The 20567-nt window shown below is 61.2% G+C and carries 17 protein-coding genes, 1 tRNA gene and 1 other RNA gene; 11 read left to right on the top strand and 8 right to left on the bottom strand.

Annotated elements, in window-relative coordinates:
• Nucleotides 1-8: 8 nt before the first annotated feature.
• Both Q8R81_RS10890 and Q8R81_RS10885 read right to left on the bottom strand, forming a co-directional pair.
• The gene (locus Q8R81_RS10890) at nt 9-383 is read right to left on the bottom strand and encodes a hypothetical protein (RefSeq protein WP_305617713.1); all 375 of its coding nucleotides are present in this window, start codon (nt 381-383) and stop codon (nt 9-11) included.
• A gap of 216 nt (nt 384-599) precedes the next feature.
• On the bottom strand, nt 600-782 hold the full coding sequence (locus Q8R81_RS10885; protein ID WP_305617711.1) for a hypothetical protein: 183 nt from the start codon (nt 780-782) through the stop codon (nt 600-602).
• A gap of 142 nt (nt 783-924) precedes the next feature.
• On the opposite strand from Q8R81_RS10885, the gene Q8R81_RS10880 reads away from it, so the two are divergent.
• The 4 genes from Q8R81_RS10880 to clpX all read left to right on the top strand — a co-directional run bounded on the left by Q8R81_RS10880 (nt 925) and on the right by clpX (nt 5913).
• Nucleotides 925-1009 (top strand) — tRNA-Leu (locus tag Q8R81_RS10880).
• A 73-nt stretch (nt 1010-1082) separates the two neighbouring features.
• Complete coding sequence (tig, locus tag Q8R81_RS10875; protein WP_305617709.1) at nt 1083-2666, top strand: trigger factor; 1584 nt, start codon at nt 1083-1085, stop codon at nt 2664-2666.
• A 1130-nt stretch (nt 2667-3796) separates the two neighbouring features.
• Entirely contained in the window at nt 3797-4504 is a 708-nt protein-coding gene (gene clpP / locus Q8R81_RS10870) for an ATP-dependent Clp endopeptidase proteolytic subunit ClpP (protein WP_305617938.1), read from the top strand.
• A 152-nt stretch (nt 4505-4656) separates the two neighbouring features.
• On the top strand, nt 4657-5913 hold the full coding sequence (gene clpX / locus Q8R81_RS10865; RefSeq protein WP_292626685.1) for an ATP-dependent Clp protease ATP-binding subunit ClpX: 1257 nt from the start codon (nt 4657-4659) through the stop codon (nt 5911-5913).
• A gap of 125 nt (nt 5914-6038) precedes the next feature.
• Here clpX and Q8R81_RS10860 read toward each other — a convergent pair whose 3' ends face one another.
• The 6 genes from Q8R81_RS10860 to Q8R81_RS10835 form a co-directional block, all read right to left on the bottom strand.
• Nucleotides 6039-6611 carry a fasciclin domain-containing protein gene (locus Q8R81_RS10860; RefSeq protein WP_305617706.1) on the bottom strand — a complete coding sequence of 191 codons (573 nt, stop codon included), beginning with the start codon at nt 6609-6611 and terminating at the stop codon, nt 6039-6041.
• 351 nt (nt 6612-6962) lie between these two features.
• Nucleotides 6963-7895, bottom strand: a complete 933-nt coding sequence (locus tag Q8R81_RS10855; RefSeq protein WP_305617704.1) for a cation diffusion facilitator family transporter — start codon at nt 7893-7895, stop codon at nt 6963-6965.
• A 42-nt stretch (nt 7896-7937) separates the two neighbouring features.
• Nucleotides 7938-8347, bottom strand: an RNA gene (gene rnpB, locus Q8R81_RS10850) — RNase P RNA component class A.
• Nucleotides 8348-8354: 7 nt separating this feature from the next.
• Complete coding sequence (locus tag Q8R81_RS10845; RefSeq protein ID WP_305617702.1) at nt 8355-9059, bottom strand: N-acetylmuramoyl-L-alanine amidase; 705 nt, start codon at nt 9057-9059, stop codon at nt 8355-8357.
• Between the two features lie 3 nt (nt 9060-9062).
• Complete coding sequence (locus tag Q8R81_RS10840; protein ID WP_305617700.1) at nt 9063-9704, bottom strand: histidine phosphotransferase family protein; 642 nt, start codon at nt 9702-9704, stop codon at nt 9063-9065.
• Between the two features lie 174 nt (nt 9705-9878).
• A complete protein-coding gene (locus tag Q8R81_RS10835; RefSeq protein ID WP_305617698.1) occupies nt 9879-10292 on the bottom strand; it encodes a M67 family metallopeptidase in 414 nt (137 codons plus the stop codon).
• A gap of 129 nt (nt 10293-10421) precedes the next feature.
• Between Q8R81_RS10835 and Q8R81_RS10830 the strand changes: the two genes are divergently transcribed.
• The 7 genes from Q8R81_RS10830 to Q8R81_RS10800 all read left to right on the top strand — a co-directional run.
• A complete protein-coding gene (locus Q8R81_RS10830) occupies nt 10422-11201 on the top strand; it encodes a M48 family metalloprotease (RefSeq protein WP_305617695.1) in 780 nt (259 codons plus the stop codon).
• Between the two features lie 92 nt (nt 11202-11293).
• The gene (locus Q8R81_RS10825; protein WP_305617692.1) at nt 11294-11560 is read left to right on the top strand and encodes a type II toxin-antitoxin system ParD family antitoxin; all 267 of its coding nucleotides are present in this window, start codon (nt 11294-11296) and stop codon (nt 11558-11560) included.
• A gap of 14 nt (nt 11561-11574) precedes the next feature.
• Nucleotides 11575-11877, top strand: a complete 303-nt coding sequence (locus Q8R81_RS10820; protein WP_305617690.1) for a type II toxin-antitoxin system RelE/ParE family toxin — start codon at nt 11575-11577, stop codon at nt 11875-11877.
• A 570-nt stretch (nt 11878-12447) separates the two neighbouring features.
• On the top strand, nt 12448-13425 hold the full coding sequence (locus tag Q8R81_RS10815) for an RluA family pseudouridine synthase (protein ID WP_305617688.1): 978 nt from the start codon (nt 12448-12450) through the stop codon (nt 13423-13425).
• 134 nt (nt 13426-13559) lie between these two features.
• Nucleotides 13560-14459 carry an RNA polymerase sigma factor RpoH gene (rpoH, locus tag Q8R81_RS10810; protein WP_305617686.1) on the top strand — a complete coding sequence of 300 codons (900 nt, stop codon included), beginning with the start codon at nt 13560-13562 and terminating at the stop codon, nt 14457-14459.
• A gap of 332 nt (nt 14460-14791) precedes the next feature.
• Nucleotides 14792-16525, top strand: a complete 1734-nt coding sequence (locus Q8R81_RS10805; RefSeq protein WP_305617684.1) for a ShlB/FhaC/HecB family hemolysin secretion/activation protein — start codon at nt 14792-14794, stop codon at nt 16523-16525.
• A gap of 20 nt (nt 16526-16545) precedes the next feature.
• Nucleotides 16546-20567, top strand: a 4022-nt coding sequence (locus tag Q8R81_RS10800; protein ID WP_305617682.1) for a filamentous hemagglutinin N-terminal domain-containing protein, incomplete at its 3' end; no start/stop codon positions are given.

Raw genomic sequence — 20567 nt, 5'->3', positions numbered from 1 at the left:
CCCAACGCTCAACACCCCGTCGCCCCCACCGGCTCGGCATAGGCCTCGGCGCAACGGCGGGTGAGGGTGGTGAGTTCGGCGAAGAGGTCAGCGTCCGCCTTCTTGAAATTGAAGCAACTCTTGCCCTGCATTCGTTTGCGCAAATCGGGCGATGTGCCGTCCAGCAGGGAGGGCAGAGCGTAGAGCGGCATCAGGTGGAATGAGGCATAGGCTTTCTTGACCTGCACCATGCCGAACCACGCACGCTCCTTTTTGCCCGGCTCGTTCCACGGCGTTTTCATCACCAGATGGCCGGGGGCGTCCTGCGTGACCACCATGCCGGTCGCTTGCTCCACCAGGATCGCGCGGAGTTGGGTGAACACGGTATCGAACGCATCGTACATGGTGAACTCCCTTGGGGTGGGGGTTCAGAATATGCCGCAACTCAGCGTGTGCCAATCCCCTCCTGCTACACCATAACTCCGCCGTCACCCCGGGCTTGACCCGGGGTCCCGCTTTTTCTGAGGCGTGGAAAAGGGAGCAGGTCCCCGGGTCAAGCCCGGGGTGACGGGTAGGTTTGCGGAGTGCAGGTGCGAGAGGAACTCGCCCGTCCATCCGAATCAATCCGGCGCGGTTGGCACCTCATCTGGCGCGCCGGGCTGCACCCGGTCCGGCTCCAGCACCGGCATCTCGTCTGGCTGGATGACCGGGGGCACGCCGTCCGGTTCGGTCACGGGTGGGCTTTCGGGTGGGGATTGTGGTTCGATTCGGTCGGGCTGCGGAAAATCGGGGGTCGTGGCCATCGTTCGGCTCCTCAAAAGCGGTGCTTCTTCCACAACTCGCCGCTATCGCAGCCAGTTCCACCGTTCCTTTCATGGGCCAAATCCAAGGCGCTTGCCCTTTTCCAGCCACTACGATAGGGGCACCGCTCGCTTTTCGCCGGATGCGGGCGTGGCGGAACTGGTAGACGCAGCAGGTTTAGGTCCTGCCATCGCAAGATGTGGGGGTTCGAGTCCCTTCGCCCGCACCAGTCCGCGCGCCGGCGTCCGAGTCAGCTTTTTCCGCGCTAAAGGGCGCGAGACAGACATGGAAGTTGGATCAGGATGCAGATCGTCGAAACCACCAACGAGGGCCTGAAGCGCGCCTACACCGTCACCATCCCCGCTGCGGACATTGCCGCCCGGGTTGAAGGTGAGGTCAAGAAGATCGCGCCGCAGATCAAGATGCCCGGTTTCCGCCCCGGCAAGGTGCCCGCCAACCTCGTGCGCAAGATGCACGGCCCGCAGCTTCATCAGGAAGCGCTGCAGACCTCCATCCGCGAAGCGATGGACAAGCTGGTGGCTGACAACAAGCTGCGCCCCGCCATGCAGCCCGCCGTTTCGATGGGCGAAGGCTATGACGAAGGCAAGGACGCGCAGCTGACGGTTGAGCTTGAAGTTCTGCCGCAGATCGAAGCGCCTTCGCTCGATGGGCTGAAGCTGGAAAAGCTTACCGTTCCCGTGACCGACGCCGAAGTGGCCGAAGCGGTTGAGCGCATCGGGCAGGGCCAGAAGTCCTTCACCGACGCCAAGAAGGGCGCGAAGGCCAAGGACGGCGACCAGATCATCATCGACTTCCTCGGCAAGGTTGATGGCGTTGCCTTTGAAGGCGGCGCTGCTGAAGACACCCCGCTGGAACTCGGCGCGGGCCGCTTCATCCCCGGCTTCGAAGAGCAGCTGGTCGGCGTGAAGGCCGGTGACGAAACCGTCATCACCGTAACGTTCCCGGCAGATTATCCGGCTGAAAACCTCAAGGGCAAGGATGCTACCTTCGACATCACCGTCAAGGCGGTGAAGGTTGCTGGTGAATTCGAAGCCAATGACGAATTTGCCAAGATGCTCGGCCTTGAAAGCCTTGAGCAGCTGCAGGGCCTGCTGCGCGGCCAGCTTGAGCAGGAAACTGCCGGTCTGACCCGCACCCAGATGAAGCGCGCGCTGCTCGATCAGCTGGCCGCCGGGCATGACTTTGCCGTGCCGCCTTCGATGGTCGAAGCCGAATTCGAACAGATCTGGACCCAGCTTCAGCAGGAAGCCCAGAACGAAGAGAATCCGGAAGACGCGCTGAAGGAAATCGAAGCCGAGAAGGACGATTACCGCAAGATCGCCGAGCGCCGCGTGCGCCTCGGCCTGCTCCTGTCGGAAATCGGCCAAGCCAACGGCGTGCAGGTTTCGGCACAGGAAATGGAAATGCTGATCCGCCAGGCGGCGCAGCAGTACCGTGAACAGGATCGCCAGCGCTTCGTCGAATACGTGCGTTCGGAACCACTCGCCGCCGCCCAGCTGCGCGCGCCGCTTTATGAAGACAAGGTTGTCGATTTCCTGTTCGACAAGGCCGAAGTCACCGAGCGTGAAGTGACCAAGGAAGAGCTGCAGGCCGCGATCGAAGCTGAGGAAGGCGCTGCCGCCGAAGCCAAGCCCGCCGCAAAGAAGGCCGCGCCGAAGAAGAAAGCTGCTGCTGCCGCTACGGACGAAGCTCCGGCTGAAGACGCTGGTCCTGCTGCTGAAGCGGCTGAGGAAGCTCCGAAGAAGAAGGCTCCGGCCAAGAAGAAGGCTGCGACTGACGACGCACCGGCTGCTGAAGCCGCCGCTGAAGAAGCTGCGCCTGCTCCCAAGAAGAAGGCACCGGCCAAGAAGAAGGCCGAAGACTGATCTCCATATCGGATTGATCCGGCCTGACGGGGCTGGATATCGGACGGCCCGGCGTGTTTCGACACGCCGGGCCGTTGGCGTTTTCGGGCCAAAACTACGTAGCTGCGCGCCGTTTGAATGCGTATTTTGCTGGTGTTCCGGCCGATCCCTCGGCTTCCGATCATTTTCCCGATTCGCGCCCGAGTCGCATTGTGGGATCATCCTGCCGCAAGGAACCTCCTTGAGGGTGACTGCCATGCATACGGTACGCAACAGAGTGGCCTCGCGCCCACGTCCACCAAGCAAGCACGCAGGCGCCAAGGCAAAGACGCCAAAGACCCCGCAATCGCGCGGCAAGGATTCTGCATTCTTGCTGCGCGCGCCCCATCCGCCGGCATTTCCGGCACACCTCATCGTGCCGCCACCGCGCGGTGCGGTGATCTCTACCGTGCCTTGGCCTGAAACGCCCAAGCCGAAGGCCGCATCTGCACCGAAAAAGCCCCGAAAGGTCGCAAACACCCGGAAGACTGCGCCAAAGGGCGGCTCCCGGAAAAAGCCGCGGACGGCTGCTGCAAAGCAGGTCCGATCAGCCCCACCCCCGGCAACCGCCGCAAAGGACGCGCTCGCACCCATGACCACGATCGACCTGCTCGACCGCGCACTGGCGGTTCAGCCTGAGGCTGGTCCAAGCCAGCCCCCCTTATCCCCTGTCCCCTGCGGTGCCTCCCCGGACGCAGGGAACATCCCGCTGCCTCGTTCCCGTGCCCCCGCACCGGTGCGAGGCAGCGGCTTGATCGATGCGATTGGTGATTGGTTGCGCCATGTTGCCAACCGGCTAGGGCGCTGGCGCGGCAATCGGCGAAGCGCAGGTTCGGCGCGCGCTGCGTTAATCCACGCTGCTGCCCACCAACGCGCGCTGCAGTCGCAGTTCGAGGCGTTGGAAGCTTTGCGGGAATCCGCCCGCGCAGACGAAGCCGCATCGACATAGGTGCGACAGGCGGCCGAAAACCCTCTTCGGACAACGCTTCTAGCGCCCCTCAACACCTTTCTGTGACTACGGTTCCACGCAAATCCCCGGATTCGCGGTTAACGCCCTTGAACATCTGGTCGTGGCACGCGACATAGCGAGGTCTAACCAGATGAGGATTCCCATGCTCGACCTGTTCGGCGCTTCCGGCGCCAGTGTTTATGGTTCCCAGGGCAAGTTTAGCCACGATCCAGTGACCGGCGCGCTGATCCCGGTCGTGGTCGAGCAATCTAGCCGTGGCGAACGCAGCTTTGACATTTATTCGCGCCTGCTGCGCGAACGCATCATCTTTGTGACGGGCGAAGTCGAAGACCACATGGCTTCGGTGATCATCGCCCAGTTGCTGTTCCTCGAATCGGAAAACCCGTCGAAGGACATTTCAATGTACATCAACTCGCCCGGTGGCGTGGTGACGGCGGGTCTCGCGATCTACGACACCATGCAGTACATCCGCCCGCGCGTGTCCACGGTGTGCATCGGGCAGGCTGCGTCGATGGGTTCGTTCCTGCTCGCCGCTGGTGAGCCGGGCATGCGCATTGCGCTGCCGAATGCACGCATCATGGTGCATCAGCCTTCGGGCGGGGCGCGGGGTATGGCTTCGGACATCGAGATTCAGGCTCGTGAAATCCTGCGCATCCGCAAGCGCATGAATGATCTGTACGTCAAGTTCACCGGCCGCACTCTGGATGAAATCGAGAAGGCAATGGACCGCGACACGTTCCTCGAAGCCGAAGAGGCCTTGAAGTTCGGGCTCGTCGACAAGGTCTTCGAATCGCGTCCGGCCACCGATGCGACTGGTGAAGAAACAGGTTCGGGCGGCGCACCGACCTGATCGAATTCCTTCGGCGGCCAAAGTCTTAAGCCCTGCGAAAGGCTTTGGCCGGTAAGGACGTGATACACATTATCGAGTCCGGTTGATTAATGCCCTTGCGGTAGTAGGATAGCCGGACCCGCCTCTCGTGGAGGGGCGCCTGGGATGGACGAATGACCAAGCTTTCTGGATCGGATACCAAGAGCACCCTGTACTGCAGCTTCTGCGGGAAGTCGCAGCACGAAGTGCGCAAGCTCATTGCCGGGCCAACTGTGTTCATCTGCGATGAATGCGTTGAACTGTGCAACGACATCATCCGCGAAGAGACCAAGGCCGGTATCGCCGGGAAGAAGGACGGCGGCGTACCCACTCCGCGTGACATCTTCGAGACCTTGAACGACTATGTGATCGGCCAGGACCGCGCCAAGCGCGTGCTCTCGGTGGCGGTCCATAACCACTACAAGCGGCTGAAGCACAGCGGCAAGGGTGGCGAAGTCGAACTCTCGAAATCGAACATCCTGCTTGTCGGACCGACCGGTTGCGGCAAGACCCTGCTCGCGCAGACGCTCGCCAAAACCTTCGACGTGCCTTTCACGATGGCGGATGCCACTACATTGACCGAAGCCGGTTATGTGGGTGAGGACGTGGAAAACATCATCCTCAAGCTGCTGCAGGCCAGCGACTACAATGTCGAAAAGGCGCAGCACGGCATCGTCTACATCGACGAGATCGACAAGATCAGCCGCAAGGCCGAGAATCCTTCGATCACGCGCGATGTTTCGGGCGAAGGCGTGCAGCAGGCCCTGCTCAAGCTGATGGAAGGCACCACCGCATCGGTTCCGCCGCAGGGCGGACGCAAGCATCCGCAGCAGGAATTCCTGCAGGTGGACACCACGAACATCCTGTTCATCTGTGGTGGCGCGTTTGCGGGCCTCGACAAGATCATTTCGGATCGCCTCCAGAAGCGTTCCATCGGTTTCGGCGCGCACGTGGCCGATCCCGACAAGCGCAAGGTTGGCGAACTGCTGCAGAAGGCAGAACCGGAAGATCTCCTCAAGTTCGGCCTCATTCCCGAATTTGTCGGTCGTCTCCCGGTGATCGCAACGCTTGAAGACCTTGATATCGAAGCGCTGGTCAAGATCCTGAGCGAGCCGAAGAACGCGCTGGTAAAGCAGTACGCCAAGCTCTTCGAACTTGAAGACGTGACCCTGACCTTCACCGAAGACGCGCTCGAAGCTATCGCCAAGAAGGCCATCGCGCGCAAAACCGGCGCGCGCGGGCTGCGTTCGATTGTTGAAGGCCTGCTGCTCGACACCATGTTCGACGTGCCGACCGAAACTGACATCGCCGAAGTTGTCGTCGACAAGGACGTCGTCGAAGGGCGCAAGGACCCCGTCCGCGTCCACAAGGGCAAGGAAGAAGCGGCCTGAGGGTTGGCTGAAGCCGGATAGCAAAAAGGGCGGGGCCGCATGGCACCCGCCCTTTTTCTTTTTACCTTCTCCCCTCCCGCAAGCGGGAGGGGTTGGGGGTGGGTTTGCTACCCTCAGTCCGGCTCTTAGTTTGGCAGCGAAACTGCGTCCGTCACGTGGATCACGCCGTTCTTCTGCATCACATCGGCCTGCGTCACGTGCGCCATGCCGCCCTTTTCGTCGGTCAGCATCACCGTGCTGCCCATGAGCGAGGCGGTGAGTGTGCCACCGGCAACCGTGGTCAGTTTGGTGGTGCCGCCATCGGCCTTGATCTTGGCGACGAGGTCGGCCGCTGCAACCTTGCCTGCGACTACGTGATAGGTCAGCACTTTGGCCAAGGTGGCCTTGTTTTCAGGCTTCAGCAGCGTGTCCACCGTGCCGGCGGGCAGCTTGGCAAAGGCGGCGTTGGTCGGCGCGAACACGGTGAACGGACCGGCGCTGTTCAGCGTGTCAACCAGCCCGGCGGCCTTCACGGCGGCGACCAGAGTGGTATGATCAGCAGAGTTCACGGCGTTTTCAACGATGGTGCGCGTTGGGAGCATTTCTGCGCCGCCAACCTTCACGCCTTCATGATGGTTGGCCATTGCGGGCGAGACGAACACAGGTGCGGCAGTGGCTGCGGTGGCGACGAGGGCGGCGATCAGGAACTTGCGGGTCATGGGTAACTCCTTGCTGAAAACATGAGTTTGTCCGGCGCGAGGTAGAGGGCTGCCGGTCTGCCCGTCCAAACGACAAGGTGGGGTCGATGTTCCACTGAACCACATGACCATTGGTGCATGCTGTTGATTGCAAAGCGGAAACAAAAAGAAGGCGCGCTGCACGAATGCAGCGCGCCTAGCACAATGCGACTCCGGCTGAAGGGAACGAGATAGCCGGAAATCAGAGGGAGGAACCAGGGTAGAGGGGTAATTCAACCCCGGTTGGAACGTCTCCGGGGAGACAACTGAACCTGTGCGCCGGCGATGGCGACATGGCCCTTGGGGCTATGCCCGCAAGGTCAGGTCAGAACATCAGACCGAATGATCATGCAACAACACGCATTCGTGGCCGTCGATGGTCTCCACTTGCACAGTGGCGTGGCCGATGCCGAAATCGTGTTCAAGCTCGTGCGCAAGCTGGTGCAGAAAACTGTCGCCGGGGTGGCCGCCGGGCATGACGAGGTGGGCTGTCAGCGCCGTCTCTGTGGTGCTCATCGGCCAGATGTGCAGATCGTGGACCGCCTCAACGCCGTTCAGGCCGACAAGGAAATTCCGCACGCTGCTCTCGTCGATGCCAGTAGGGACGCCAAGCAGGCTCATCCGCAGTGAGTCCTTGAGCAGACCCCATGTACCCCACGCGATCACGCCAACGATCAGCAGGCTGGTGACCGGATCGATCCATGTCTGGCCGGTCAGCATAATCAGTAGCCCCGCCACGACCACGCCCGCTGAAACCCCGGCATCTGCTGCCATGTGCAGGTAAGCGCCACGAATGTTGATATCGTGGTCCCGCCCGCGCATGAACATCAGCGCGGTGGCGGTGTTGATGACGATGCCCACGGCGGCGACGATCATCACCGTTCCGCCGACCACCGGTTCGGGTTCAAACAGCCGCCGGATCGTCTCCACCAGAATCGCGCCCAGCGCGACCAGCAGGAACGCGGCATTGCCCAGTGCGGCAAGGATCGAACTGGACTTGAAGCCGTAGGTGAATCGCGCGGAGGGCGGACGCTTGGTCAGCACGCTGGCGATCCACGCGATGACGAGGCCCAGCACGTCCGAAAGATTATGTCCCGCGTCAGCCACCAGCGCCATTGAGCCGGAGATTACGCCATAGACCGCCTCTACCACCACGAAAGCGAGGTTCAGGCCGATCCCGATGGCAAATGCACGCCCGAAGCTGGCGGGGGCGTGGCTGTGGCCGTGCGCGTGACTGTGCGAATGGTTGTGATGGTCGGCAGACATGCGGCCTTCCTAACGCCTCGCGGGCATGTAGGAAACAAGTGTTGCGCCAGGGGGCCTGTAAGCCGGGTTCTGTAGCGCCGACGGTATCCCACGAGTGGACCGTATCGGCACTGGCAGCCATTCCTCTAGGCGGACCGTTGCCGGAACGCTCAAGCAATCAACCCGGACTGCTGGCCCGAAACAGGCCTGCCCCGAAAGGCGCGCAGTCCCTATTCGATCTTGCTCCAGGTGGGGTTTGCCTTGCCGCTTCCGTTGCCGGTCGCGCGGTGCGCTCTTACCGCACCCTTTCACCCTTGCTGTCCCTTGCGGGATTAGCGGTTTGCTCTCTGTGGCACTTTCCCTTGACCTTCAGCTTGCGCGTCAGGCCCGGCGGGCGTTACCCGCCACCCTTGTTTCGTGGAGCCCGGACTTTCCTCGGGATCTTGCGATCACGCGGCTGCCCGGCCCCCTGGCGAGCGGTCACCTAGCATGACCCAGATCGCGTTCCAACAGGAGTTCGAAAAGCAATGCCCCGATCTGTCCGTCTACCTCGCCATCGATCCGCTGCGGCCGCCAGCGTCGCTGAAACGCGCGCACCGCGGCTTTCTGGTCGGAGATGTCATAGCCAAAGCGTTCGAGCGCAAGGTAAAACGCGGCCTCGTTATCAAACAGCAGCCGGATCGACAGCTTGGGCGTGGGCAGGCATAGGCGGTGGCGGGCGATGAGTTCCCACGGGAACAGTTCGCCGGGGTCTTCCTTGCGGGCAGGCGCAATGTCGGAATGGCCGACGACATTGGCGCGTGGCACGTTGTGGCGCTTCACGATGTCTGCCAGCAGCGGCAGCAGGGCTTCGATCTGGGCATCGGGGAAGGGCCTGTAGCCGAATTCGTGCCCCGGATTGACCAGTTCGATGCCGACGCTGGCGGAGTTCACATCGGTGATTCCGCGCCATGATCCCCGGCCCGCGTGCCACGCCCGCTTGTCTTCATCGACAAGGCCGGTGACCGTCCCGTCCTCGTCGATGAGATAGTGCGCCGAGACTTCCGCCGCCGGATCGCACAGCCGTTCTAGTGCCGCCTGCGCGCTTTCCATGCCGGTGTAGTGCAGCACCACCATCGACACGGGACACTTGCGCTCGTTCCAGTTGGGCGATGGCACCTCGCGATGGACGAGCCAGCGCCGCATCGGTCAGGCGACCGGGAGGACCGCGCCGAGGACAAGGCTTTCTGCTGTCACGTGAACTTGCACTGCGCCGTTCACTGATGCGGCAAGCTGTTGGACCATCGCGGCAGGGGCCGTGCGGCTGGAGAGGTCGGCAGACGCCAGCGTGCCTTCCAACGCTTGCCCGATTGTTGGGTCGAACGCGACGCGCTGCCCTGCGGCGCGCACCACGATTTCGGCTACGCCATCACGCACTTCGGCACCGATATCCAGCGTGCCGCCACGCACCAGCGAATCAAGGCCGATCAGCGCGAGGTTGAGCAAAGTCTTGACCGCAGGCTTGGACAGGCTGTCGACACCGAACATCCAATTCACGGCAACGCGTCCGTTGTTGCCCGCCAAGGCATCGACCAGCGCCCGTGCTTCGGCCACCGGCACAGCTTCGCCAAAGCCGCCTGCCGCACCGAAGGCGAGGCGAAAGAACTTGAGTTTATCGGCAGAAGCCTTGGCGCTCTGTTCGAGCAGTTCCATGCAACGCTTGCGCATTTCTGGGTCTTTCTCGTCAGCGAGAAGTTCCAGACCGTTGGAAAGCGCGCCCACGGGGCTGAGCAGATCGTGGCAGAGGCGCGAGCAGAGCAGGCTGGCAAGATCGAGGGCAGATGCGGGCATGTTCAGGTTTCGCGCCTTTTTCCTGAAGGGGGTTTACACAGTTTACACTGTCCGGAGAAAGTAATCTGGCCAGAGAAACTTCGCCGACCCCCGTTTGTGCCCATGCAAAGTGACCGCCGGGGCGGCCTTGGTGCAGGGGAAGGGCGGCTTGGTGCTCATCAGTCAACCTATGCCTTAGCCTTGCACGACGCAGTAGGAAAGCGGTTCAAACCCATCTGCCCCATCGCGCCAACAGGTAATCGCGTCAGCGCCGTCGTTTGTGGCAGCCACGATCACCCAAACCCGCCCATCACGCGCGGCGCTCGCCTCGTCGGTGGCAGAGGGCCGGGCAAGGCCGTTGGGGTGCGAGTGGAAATAGCCGATGACTTGCGCGCCCGAGCCATCGCGTGCCGCGCGGTGCGCGGCGATGAGGGCTGCAGGGTCGATCTCGAAGTGGCGCGCGGGATCCGGAGCGACGTTTGTCGTCGGGACGGCCACTTCGATGCGCGAGGCGGAGCCGAGGAGAAGGCCGCAGGCTTCGTGCGGTGCGGCGCGGTGTGCCGCAGCGAGCATGATGGCGTGGGCGGGTTGGCTGATGGTCAGGGCCATGCTGCCGGTTTGGCTGCTTGGCGTGGCGCTGGCAAGGCATCGCCGTCTCTCCATTGCAATCCAATATGGTAACTTCCCTGCTTGCCCGGAGGCCGAGGTGCGGGCATCGTGAGCCGAGAGGGGATGACTATGCGCACTAAATTGGGACTTTTGACCGGCCTTTCGTCGATGCTCGCAGCTACCGGCATGGTTGGGGTTGCAGCGTTTGTTCTGGTGGCTCCGGCCCATTCACAGAGCTTCGGCGACGTGCTCGGTTCAGCCAAGAAAGTTGCGCAGGCTGCAACGGTCTCGGACGCGCAGATCGTGTCCTATTTCTCGCAGATGTCGGTCGAGATGGACCGGCAGAACACGATTCCCCCGGCCAAGAACCCCTATGCGGTTCGCCTTGCCAAACTGACCACCGGGTTGGCGAGCTATGATGGGCTGAACCTCAATATCAAGGCCTACCTTGCCAATGATGTGAATGCCTTTGCGATGGGTGATGGCACGGTACGGGTCTATTCCGGGCTGATGGACAAGATGACCGACGATGAAGTGCGTTGCGTGATCGGCCATGAAATTGGGCATGTGAAGCTCGAACACGGCAAGAAGCGGATGAAGATGGCGCTGCAAAAGGACGCGGCGTTGAGCGTGGCCGGCACAGCCAGCGGCGGCGTGCGCAAACTTGCCAGTTCGGAACTGGGCGGGCTGATCGGGAATGTGCTGACGGCTCAACATTCTCAGGCGGCCGAAACAGCAGCCGATGATTACGCGCTGACCTTCATGGCCGCCAAGAGCTACCCGCAACCAGCCTGCGCGACCGCGATGGACAAACTGGCGGCACTGGGTGGCGGTGGCGGGATTGGACTGCTCAAAACGCATCCCGATCCTGCCCAGCGGGCGAAGCGGATGCGTGCGAAGATCAAGTGAGGTTGAGGGGTGGGCTTCGGCACGCTTCAATAGCGAACTTTACTATTTTTCGTTATTTCTGGTAGGGAGTTTTGCTCTACAGGAGTTTTGCCATGAATGTGAGCCTGACACCCGAACTGGAATCACTGATCCATCGGAAGGTCAGCAACGGACGCTACACATCGGCCAGTGAAGTTGTGCGCGAGGCGCTGCGGTTGATGGAAGAGCGCGATCAGGTGCAGGAACTGCACAAGGCGTCCATGCGTGAAAAGATTGCCGCCGGGATGGAATCGTTGCGCGCCGGGCAGGGCAGTGACGGTGAGGCGTTTATGGCAAAGATTGACGCTGATCTGGCCGCAATCGAGCACCGCGACCGATAGTTGCCGACAGCTATGTGCTTTCGCCTGAGGCGGAGCGGGACATCGTGCAAATCCGCGACTATTGCCTGGAAGAAGCCGGGGTGCAGATGGCGCGCCATGTGATGGGAAAACTCTCAAAGGCGCTGCGTTTTCTGGCGTCCACACCGGGTTCAGGACATCGTCGTGATGACCTGACCGACGAAGATGTGCGGTTCTGGCCGGTGTTTTCGTACTTGATTGTTTATACGCCGACGATGCGCCCCATCGGCATTGCCCGTGTCCTACATGCAGCGCGCGATTTGGAGGCTTTGTTGAGAAAGTCGGCGCAGCGCATGTAAGGGTGTGTTTGGTTTTTTGGGACAGATTCACAAAGTGGGTATGATCTCCTTGTAAATCAGAGGACTTGCGAATGAGTAACGACGAGATGCGGGAACTTCTCGCGCTCCATATAAAGTTGCTTGAAAAGTCCATTGCGTATTGAGAATCTCTACAAGAACTGCGCGCCAACACCAGTATTATCGGGGAGTATAGCGCGACCTTATTTTTAGGCGGGGAGCGCGCAACAGCAATTAATCAGCGCGGTTGGGATGTCCTTGGTGCAGACGGTCTACGTTATGCCGTAAAGACTTATACATCCCGGACACGTACAATGAAATTCAAGGCTAGCACGCTGGAGTTGGCTGACCGCGCGTTGATTTATCGACTGTCGTGCGTTGACGGTAGAATCCAATTGTCGCTGATGGGTATGCCGACCGTTGACGATATCAAGCAAAGTCCAATGCGATTAGATAGCGGTTCGAACTACTTTTTTTGGCCGCTACCGAGAGACGGCGAAACGGCCACATCTTTGATGCCGGTGGTTCCCCGGTCTTGTCTGTCACACACGAACGCCCCATATCCCGTGCATAATGGGGGCATCTGACAACATAATTTCCGGAGTGATCCCGCCCGGCGGGTTGCGGCTTGACAAGGCGGTGGCCGAGGCGAGCGGGCTTTCTCGTGAGCGGGTGAAGGCGTTGCTGGGTGAGGGGCGTGTTGCCATTGGCGGTGTGCGGGCTGCCAATGCTTCGGCCAAACCGCCTGCGGGTGTGGCGTTTACAATTTCCATTCCTGAGGCCGCGCCGTCTTATGCAGTGGCGCAGGATATTCCGCTGGTGGTCGTCTATGAGGATGAGGCGTTGATCGTGGTGGACAAGCCTGCGGGAATGGTGGTGCATCCGGCGGCGGGCAATGCGGACGGGACTTTGGTCAACGCGCTGCTGCACCATTGCCGGGGGCAGCTATCGGGCATTGGCGGGGTGGCGCGGCCGGGGATCGTGCATCGGATCGACAAGGACACGTCCGGGCTGCTGATCGTGGCCAAGACCGATGTGGCGCATGAGGGGCTGGCCAAGCAGTTTGCCGATCATTCGATCGTGCGCGCTTACAAGTGCGTGACGGCCGGGTTGCCGGTGCCAGTGGCAGGCACGGTGCGCGGGGCGATTGCGCGGTCCAGCCATGATCGCAAGAAGATGGCACTGGTTGAAGATGGGCGCGGCAAGCATGCGGTGACGCATTACCGGACGTTGGCAGCGCTTGAGGGTGCGGCGTTGGTGGAGTGTCGGCTTGAGACGGGGAGAACCCACCAGGTCCGTGTTCACCTTGCGTCAATTGGCCATCCACTACTGGGTGATCCAGTTTATGGACGGACACCTTCAAAGCTACGGCCGCTGCTGGGGCGGCTGGGATTTCAGCGGCAGGCGCTGCACGCGGCGGAATTGGGGTTTATTCACCCCGTCAGCGGCAAGGCGCACCACTTCACCAGCACGACGCCCGTCGATATGCGGGAACTCATCGTCGAACTGTGCGCTGAAGGTCAGGATGCAAAGATTAAGGCTCTGCTGTAATAGCGGATGTTTGAAGACAGGTTCTGGAGTCGGCCCTAATATCTCTAAGCGACTCCGCACAGTGTGGTCCCGCCGTCGGTCGCCCATCAGGGGGCCGATCATTGGGAGCCGACGCAAGGAAAGGACGTGTTCAGGTGAGTGAGGGAAGCAAGAAGGTTAGCGTACCTGCCTTGGGCGGGGAACCCAGCCTTAACCGCTATTTATCGGAAATCCGCAAGTTCCCCGTGCTGACGGCTGAGCAGGAATACATGCTCGCCAAGCGCTTTCAGGAACATCAGGATCCCGAAGCTGCCGCGCAACTGGTGACGAGCCATCTGCGGCTCGTGGCCAAGATCGCGATGGGCTATCGCGGGTATGGCCTGCCGGTGAGTGAGCTGATTTCCGAAGGCAATATCGGCCTGATGCAGGGCGTAAAGAAGTTTGAGCCGGATCGCGGTTTCCGTCTGGCCACTTACGCCATGTGGTGGATCAAGGCTTCGATGCAGGAGTTTATCCTTCGCAGCTGGTCGCTTGTGAAAATGGGCACGACCGCAGCGCAAAAGAAGCTGTTCTTCAACCTGCGCCGCATGAAGAAGAACCTTGAGGCGTTCGAGGATTCGGACCTTCATCCCGATGACGTGAAAAAGATCGCGACTGACTTGGGCGTGCCCGAACAGGAAGTGATCAACATGAACCGGCGCATGATGATGGGCGGCGATGCTTCGCTCAACGTCTCCATGCGCGAAGATGGCGAGGGTTCTTGGCAGGACTGGCTGACCGATGATCGTCCTTTGCAGGACGAGACCGTGGCCGATGCTGAGGAAGCGAGTTATCGCCATCAACTGCTGGTCGAGGCGATGGACAGCCTGAACGAGCGCGAGCGGCACATTCTGACCGACCGCCGTCTCGTTGACGATCCCAAGACGCTGGAAGAACTTTCGCAGGTTTACAGTGTCAGCCGTGAACGCGTGCGCCAGATCGAAGTGCGGGCGTTTGAAAAGTTGCAGAAGGCGATTCAGCGGATTGCGGTGGAGCGCAAGCTGCTGCCAGCGTGACCATGCGAAGCTAAAACCAAACTGGATCAGATTGCAACGGTCGGGCGGAAGTCCGGCCGTTGCTGCGTTTACTGTAGTCACAGCGGAAGCCGTGCGAGAAGGCGGGTGTGCTGTGTCACATTATCGGGCGTTTGCGGATGCTAAGGGATTAGCCGAAGCGATGCGTCAAAGCGTACGCTTCAGCTCGGTGCCAAAAAGGTTAACACACGTTGACTCCAAATTGGCGCTGAGGCAGGTAACAACCATAACAAAAACAATTTCGGGTCGCACAAGGAAGTTTCGAAGGCGGTATGCATTTGCCGCCGGGAAAGCGTATTCCAGGGGGCACGGAATTGAAGAAGCCTTTGTTCGCCACGGTTGCTGGCGTCGCTGCTATTGGTATCTCTGCAACTGCTGCCCAAGCGCAGCAGGCTGTGCAGACCAGAGATCAGCTTGATCTGCCAGTCAGCAAGCCCGAGACGCCCCAAGCCACTGCGACAGTGCGATCCGAGGGCGTAGAGCCGGGGCCATGCCCGCTAGCCACCAGCGATATTCGCACAACGATCACCAGCGTAGAGATTACCGCGCCCGGTGGCGTCCCGCTTTCTGGCGAGATCATGCAACTGTTGGGCGGCATCAGCCCGGCAGGCGGCGAACAGCCGATTCGGCAGGTCTGCGATCTGCGTGACGAAGTTCAGGCCCGCCTGCGCGCCGCGCGCTATGTTGCCAGCGTGCAGGTGCCGCAGCAGCGGATCGATTCGGGCGTGCTCAAGCTTGAGGTCGTGTCCGGGCGAATCGTGGAGATGCGCGTGCGCGGCGATGTCGGGCCGTATGAAGCGCTCCTGCAGCGGCGGATCGAGCGGCTTAAGGACCTTGACCCGCTGAACGAAGCGGAAGCCGAGCGCATTCTTTTGCTGGCCAACGACATTCCGGGTTTGTCAGTCGAATTGGCGCTAAGCCCGGCGAGTGGCCGTCCCGGCGATCTCATCGGTGAACTTTCGGTCTCGTTCCGGTCATTCTCTTTGCTGGCCAATCTGCAGAACTACAATGCCGATTTCCTCGGTCGCGAAACTGGGCTGGTCCATGCCGAATTCTACGGCCTGACCGGGCAGGGCGACATCACGACGTTGACCGGCCAGAGCACGTTTGATTTCAAGGAGCAGCGCATCGCGGCGCTGCGCCATTCCATGATTCTGAACAGCGCGGGGACCACGATGGACCTGCGCGCGACCATCGCCGAAGCACGGCCAGACTTGCTTTCGCTTGACCAGCGCACCGTTTCGCTCGTTGGCGGACTGGCGTTTTCGCACCCATTGGTGCGCACCGTGACTGACCGCGTGAAGCTGACCGGCGGGTTTGAATATTCGCAGCAACGTTCGCGCTTTTTCCAGCCGGGCCTGCCTTCCAGCCCGCTTTCGCGTGACCGTATTTCCACACTTTTTCTGCGCGTTGATGGTTCGAGGGCCAAATTGAGCGTGGCAGGCGAGCAGATCGCCGGCGTTTCAAGTTCGCTCGAACTGCGCCGCGGCATTGACGTGTTCGGGGCATCCCGCGACAACGTCCCTGTAGGCGGCTTCGGGATTTCCCGTACCGATGGCAGCGCGCTGGCTACTGTTGTGCGCGGCAGCATCGAAGGATTCTACAAGGCCGGGCCGGTGTTCGAGCTGTCGGGCAAGGTCAATGGCCAGTGGGCCAACCGCGCACTGCTGAACTACGACACTTACGCCATTGGCAACTTTACCATCGGTCGAGGCTATGATCCGGGTGCGAATACCGGGGATCGTGCTGTCGGTTTCGTGATCGAGCCGCGCCTGAACTTCAAGCTCGACGAGAAGGTGAAGGGGCAGGTCTACGGCTTTTATGAAGGCGTAAAGCTGTGGAACATCGGACCTAACGCGTCCGAGAAGGAGCGCTATATCGCCTCGCTTGGCGGTGGTGCGCGCCTGTCGTTGGCGCAGGCGATCCGCCTTGATGTCACTTATACCCATGCGCTGGATAAACCGCTGCTGACCGGCGCCTTCGCAAAGCGTCCCGAAGATCGGGTGCTTGTGTCGCTGACGTTCCAGTTCGTTCCATTCAGCCTGTGATAGTCCGGGGAGTTAAATCGATGAACAACGCCATCAACGGCAAGCGTCGTGCCCTCCGCCTCGGCACCGGCATCGCAACCTGCATTTCCTCTGTTTTCCTTGCGCATACGGCATTCGGGCAAGCGCTGCCGGAACTGGCAAATGCCGGCGGAGCGAACGTCAGCACAGTTGGTAACACCCTGACGGTGGATGCGCTGGCAGCCAACCGGGTCATAAACTGGAATACCTTCTCGGTTGATGCTGGGAACACGGTGAACTTCGTCTCGACGGCTGCGGCGGTGACCGACGCTACGCCGATTACGGTCGTTAACCGCGTGATCGGCATGGACGTATCGGGCACGCAGACTTTCTTCCCGTCCTATATCAATGGGGCGGTCAACGCCTCAAACGGCGGCAACAACAACATCTCTGTGTGGCTGATCAACCCGTCGGGAATTACTTTCGGTCCGACCGGGGCGTTCAGCGGCGGCAGCCTTGTGGTGTCTTCGCTTGATTTCATCGGAGCCGAAGATGGCAGCGATGCTTTCAGCGGCACTTCAGTCAGGCTCCAGCGCAAGACTTTGGGGCTGGGTGAGGCACTCGGCCTCAAAAATGACGTTGATGGCAACCCGTTGACCGCAATGGAAATAAAGCTTGTTCCCGGCGCGGGGACGATTGCTACCGAAGGCTCGCTCGTCCTGCTGGGTGAGCAAATCAACATCGGTAAGGACGTTGACGCCAATGGCGAAGTGCTGATTGTCGCGGCAAGCGATGTCAGCTTCACGCCAACGACCGGTAGCCCGATCAGCTTCAACATTCTGGCTGGCACCGAAATGGGCGGCGTGCAGGTGCTTGGCACCGGCGAGGTCAACGGGCGCAACATCGTGGTTGCGGCATCGAACGCGACGAACACGCTGAGCACACTGTTGCAGGTAGATACCGGCGGCAGGCTGATTGCGTCTGCCGACAACGGCGGTGTTACGCTGACCACGTCCTCCGATCCGATCAATGCCCTTGATCCGGTGGCTGCTGCGAATATCGACAGTCAGGGGCTGCTTTCGGCCACGGGCCTTAATGGCGGCGTTAGTGTCCGGTCCAACGCCAGCGCCACAGCAGCGCGTATCACCGCTACGGGTGATGTGCTGGTGCGCTCGGGCACAGGTGCAACGGATACTGTTGCAGTCGGTACGATACAGACCGATGGCGGTATCGATGTGGCAGCGACCGGTAACCTGACGCTGGGCATCGCCGGAACCGAGACGATTCTTGCAGGAGGCACGATCGATCTGGAATCGACCGGCGCAGCCATCAATTCTACCGCGACAGACGTGACGATCCGTTCCAACCGGATGGATGCTGGCACCGCCGCGCTGGTGATCAACGCGGCGAACGCCATCGCCCTTGGCAACGCGACTCTTGCTGGCGGCGCAACGCGCACGGCAGCCGTCACGGTGGACTCGGATACCGGCTCCGTCGAGATTGGTGGGGCCAGCGCTTCAAAATTCACCGGCACAGCTGCCACGACGTTCACGGCAAATGACACGGTCAATGGCGGGAACAGTACGGCTGCGGCTGGCAACGCGGTTTCGATCACAGCGGCAGGTGGCATTACGCTGACGACTGCGCGGGCTATCGGCACCGATCAGGATTTGCGCCTGACGACCGGCGGCGCAGTACTGGCTGATGTGCTTTCGGCAGAGCGGACCGTCGTAATCGGCAGTTCCGGTGCGCCGGTTTCCAGCCTGACGGTCAACACCGATCTGACCGCGACCACGGGCAACATCACTGCCTTCGCCGATGTGATGTCAATTGCAGCGGCAACAGCAGGCACGAACGTAACGCTTCGTTCGGATGGCGCAATTGCGGTGACCGGCAAGGTGGAGGCGGGCAACACGCTTCTCGCTAATGGCATCACCACGGCCTACGCTGCATCGTTCACGGCGGGCACGGCGCAGGCCAACACCGGTTCGGTCACTGTAACCGCCGACGCTATTGATGTCGGCGCTCTGCGGGCAGGCACAACCGGTTCGCTTCAGGGCAAGACCAACATCGCGCTTGGATCAGGCCTGCTTGGCGGAAACCTGACCGTCGAAACCGATCTCGACAATGCTGCGGGTGATATTGCGCTGGGCGCGAGCGGCGCGAGCAGCATTGTTTCCGACGGGCGCATCACCGTGACGTCAACCTTCGGCGCGGTTAATCGGGGCACTGGGTCAACGTCGCTGACGCTGCGTTCAAATGCCGACGGTGTCGGGACGGATGCACTTTCGGTCACGGCGAACAACGCGGTTGCGCTGGGCAATGCGCGGCTTGATGGTGGTACGCTCCCATCGGCTGCGGTAACGGTTACTTCAACCACCAGTGATGTGACGCTGGGCACGGCCAATGCGACCAAGTTTACAGGGTCGGCGCTGGCTGGAACCTTTACGTCCACGGGCACGATCACCGCCGACAACTCTACCGTCGGCGCTGGCAACGCCATACAGATTGACGCGGCCAATATTGCGCTGGCCACGGCGAAGACCAATGGCACCGATCAGGACATTCGGCTGATCACGACCGGCGCGGTTGATGCTGCGGCGATCAATGCGTCACGCAATATCGTGATCTCGACCTTGGGCAACCCCGCGAGCAGGATTGGCTCGGGTTCGCTCAAGCCAATCCTTACGGCAACTGCCGGTTCCATCAGCGCCTTCGCCGGGGCGATGACGCTGGACAAGGCTACTGCTGCAACATCAATTTCGCTGCGGTCCGATGGCGCAATAAGCGCAGATGGCGCCGTTGAGGCTGGTACAAGTCTGACGGTTTCGGGTGTGACTGGCACTCATGCGGCAGCCTTTACCGCAGGCACTGCCGAGGCAACAGCGGGCGCCGTGAGCCTTGAGGCTCTCGCCATTGACGTTGGCACGGTGAACTCGGGCACCAGCGCATTGCTGGACGCGACGGTTGCTGGCGGCACGATCAGTGTGGGCAAGGTTGATGCCGGAACGAGCTATTCCGCGTTGGCCGATGGCGACATCACGCTTGGCCGCGCTGGCGCCAAGACGCAGACAGCGGGCGATGCAGTTACCATCGACAGCACGACCGGTTCGATCATTGAAGGCACCACGGGCGTCACGCTGACGTCGAATGATGACAATGCTGGTGCCGAACTCCTGACGCTGGATGCGGGCGACGCAATCTCGCTGGCCAATGCTATACTGAACGGCGGCACCACGCAGTCTTCGGACATTTCGCTGACTTCGGTCAACGGGACGGCGATTGATGAGGCCTTTTCGGCAGACTTCACGGCCACCACCCCAGGCGCTGTTCAGGCGAATAGGTTGACGGCGGGCGGCAACGTCACCGTCAAGGGTGTGGGTGCTGGCTATGCTGCATCGCTTGCAGCGATTGGTGGGACCGCTGGATCTGCGATCAATGCCGGAAGCGCGATCAGCGTGAAGGCAGGCGCGATCAACGTAGCCTCGGCAACGTCTGGCACCAGCACCACGCTTGACGCGCTAACCACGGGCGGCACGATTGCCGTCGGCTCGGTTGATGCGGGTACGGACTACAGTGCGCTGGCGACAGGCAACATCACGATTGGCCGCGTGGGTGCCAAGACGCAGACGGCGGGTGGCGCGGTTACCATCGACAGCGCGAGCGGTTCGATCATCGAAGGCACTACGGCGGTCATCGTCACTTCGAACGACGACAATGCCGGTGGCGAACTGCTGACGCTGGATGCGGGCAATGCGATTTCGCTGGCCAATGCTACGCTGAACGGTGGCACCACGCAGTCGTCTGACATTTCGCTGACGTCAGTCAACGGCACGGCGATTGATGAGGCGTTTTCGGCAGACTTCATGGCCGATGCGGGGGGCTTGTTCACGGCTAACCTCGTCGATGCCAATGGCAACGCGGCGATCATGGCAGGCTCGGTTGCGGCCAAGGTGGTTGATGCCACAGGCGATATCACGGTCACCAGTGCGGGCGCTGTCCAGGCGAACACGCTGACGGCGGGCGGCAACGTTACCGTCAAGGGCGTTGGCGCTGGATATGCGGCTTCGCTGGCCGCCATCGG

The organism is Novosphingobium sp. (assembly GCF_030696665.1).
GTDB lineage: Bacteria > Pseudomonadota > Alphaproteobacteria > Sphingomonadales > Sphingomonadaceae > Novosphingobium.
Note: the sequence above shows the minus strand (reverse complement) of the source record. Positions and strands in the feature narration are given on the sequence as shown.

What these genes read in the sequence shown, in the direction of transcription:
- Q8R81_RS10815 (WP_305617688.1), top strand. Translation starts at nt 12,448, where the DNA reads ATGGGGGCATCTGACAACATAATTTCCGGAGTGATCCCGCCCGGCGGG.
- Q8R81_RS10825 (WP_305617692.1), top strand. Translation starts at nt 11,294, where the DNA reads ATGAATGTGAGCCTGACACCCGAACTGGAATCACTGATCCATCGGAAG.
- Q8R81_RS10890 (WP_305617713.1), bottom strand. Translation starts at nt 383, where the DNA reads ATGTACGATGCGTTCGATACCGTGTTCACCCAACTCCGCGCGATCCTG.
- Q8R81_RS10840 (WP_305617700.1), bottom strand. Translation starts at nt 9,704, where the DNA reads ATGCCCGCATCTGCCCTCGATCTTGCCAGCCTGCTCTGCTCGCGCCTC.
- Q8R81_RS10835 (WP_305617698.1), bottom strand. Translation starts at nt 10,292, where the DNA reads ATGGCCCTGACCATCAGCCAACCCGCCCACGCCATCATGCTCGCTGCG.
- clpP (WP_305617938.1), top strand. Translation starts at nt 3,797, where the DNA reads ATGCTCGACCTGTTCGGCGCTTCCGGCGCCAGTGTTTATGGTTCCCAG.
- Q8R81_RS10845 (WP_305617702.1), bottom strand. Translation starts at nt 9,059, where the DNA reads ATGCGGCGCTGGCTCGTCCATCGCGAGGTGCCATCGCCCAACTGGAAC.
- Q8R81_RS10860 (WP_305617706.1), bottom strand. Translation starts at nt 6,611, where the DNA reads ATGACCCGCAAGTTCCTGATCGCCGCCCTCGTCGCCACCGCAGCCACT.
- Q8R81_RS10855 (WP_305617704.1), bottom strand. Translation starts at nt 7,895, where the DNA reads ATGTCTGCCGACCATCACAACCATTCGCACAGTCACGCGCACGGCCAC.
- Q8R81_RS10830 (WP_305617695.1), top strand. Translation starts at nt 10,422, where the DNA reads ATGCGCACTAAATTGGGACTTTTGACCGGCCTTTCGTCGATGCTCGCA.
- tig (WP_305617709.1), top strand. Translation starts at nt 1,083, where the DNA reads ATGCAGATCGTCGAAACCACCAACGAGGGCCTGAAGCGCGCCTACACC.
- clpX (WP_292626685.1), top strand. Translation starts at nt 4,657, where the DNA reads ATGACCAAGCTTTCTGGATCGGATACCAAGAGCACCCTGTACTGCAGC.
- Q8R81_RS10885 (WP_305617711.1), bottom strand. Translation starts at nt 782, where the DNA reads ATGGCCACGACCCCCGATTTTCCGCAGCCCGACCGAATCGAACCACAA.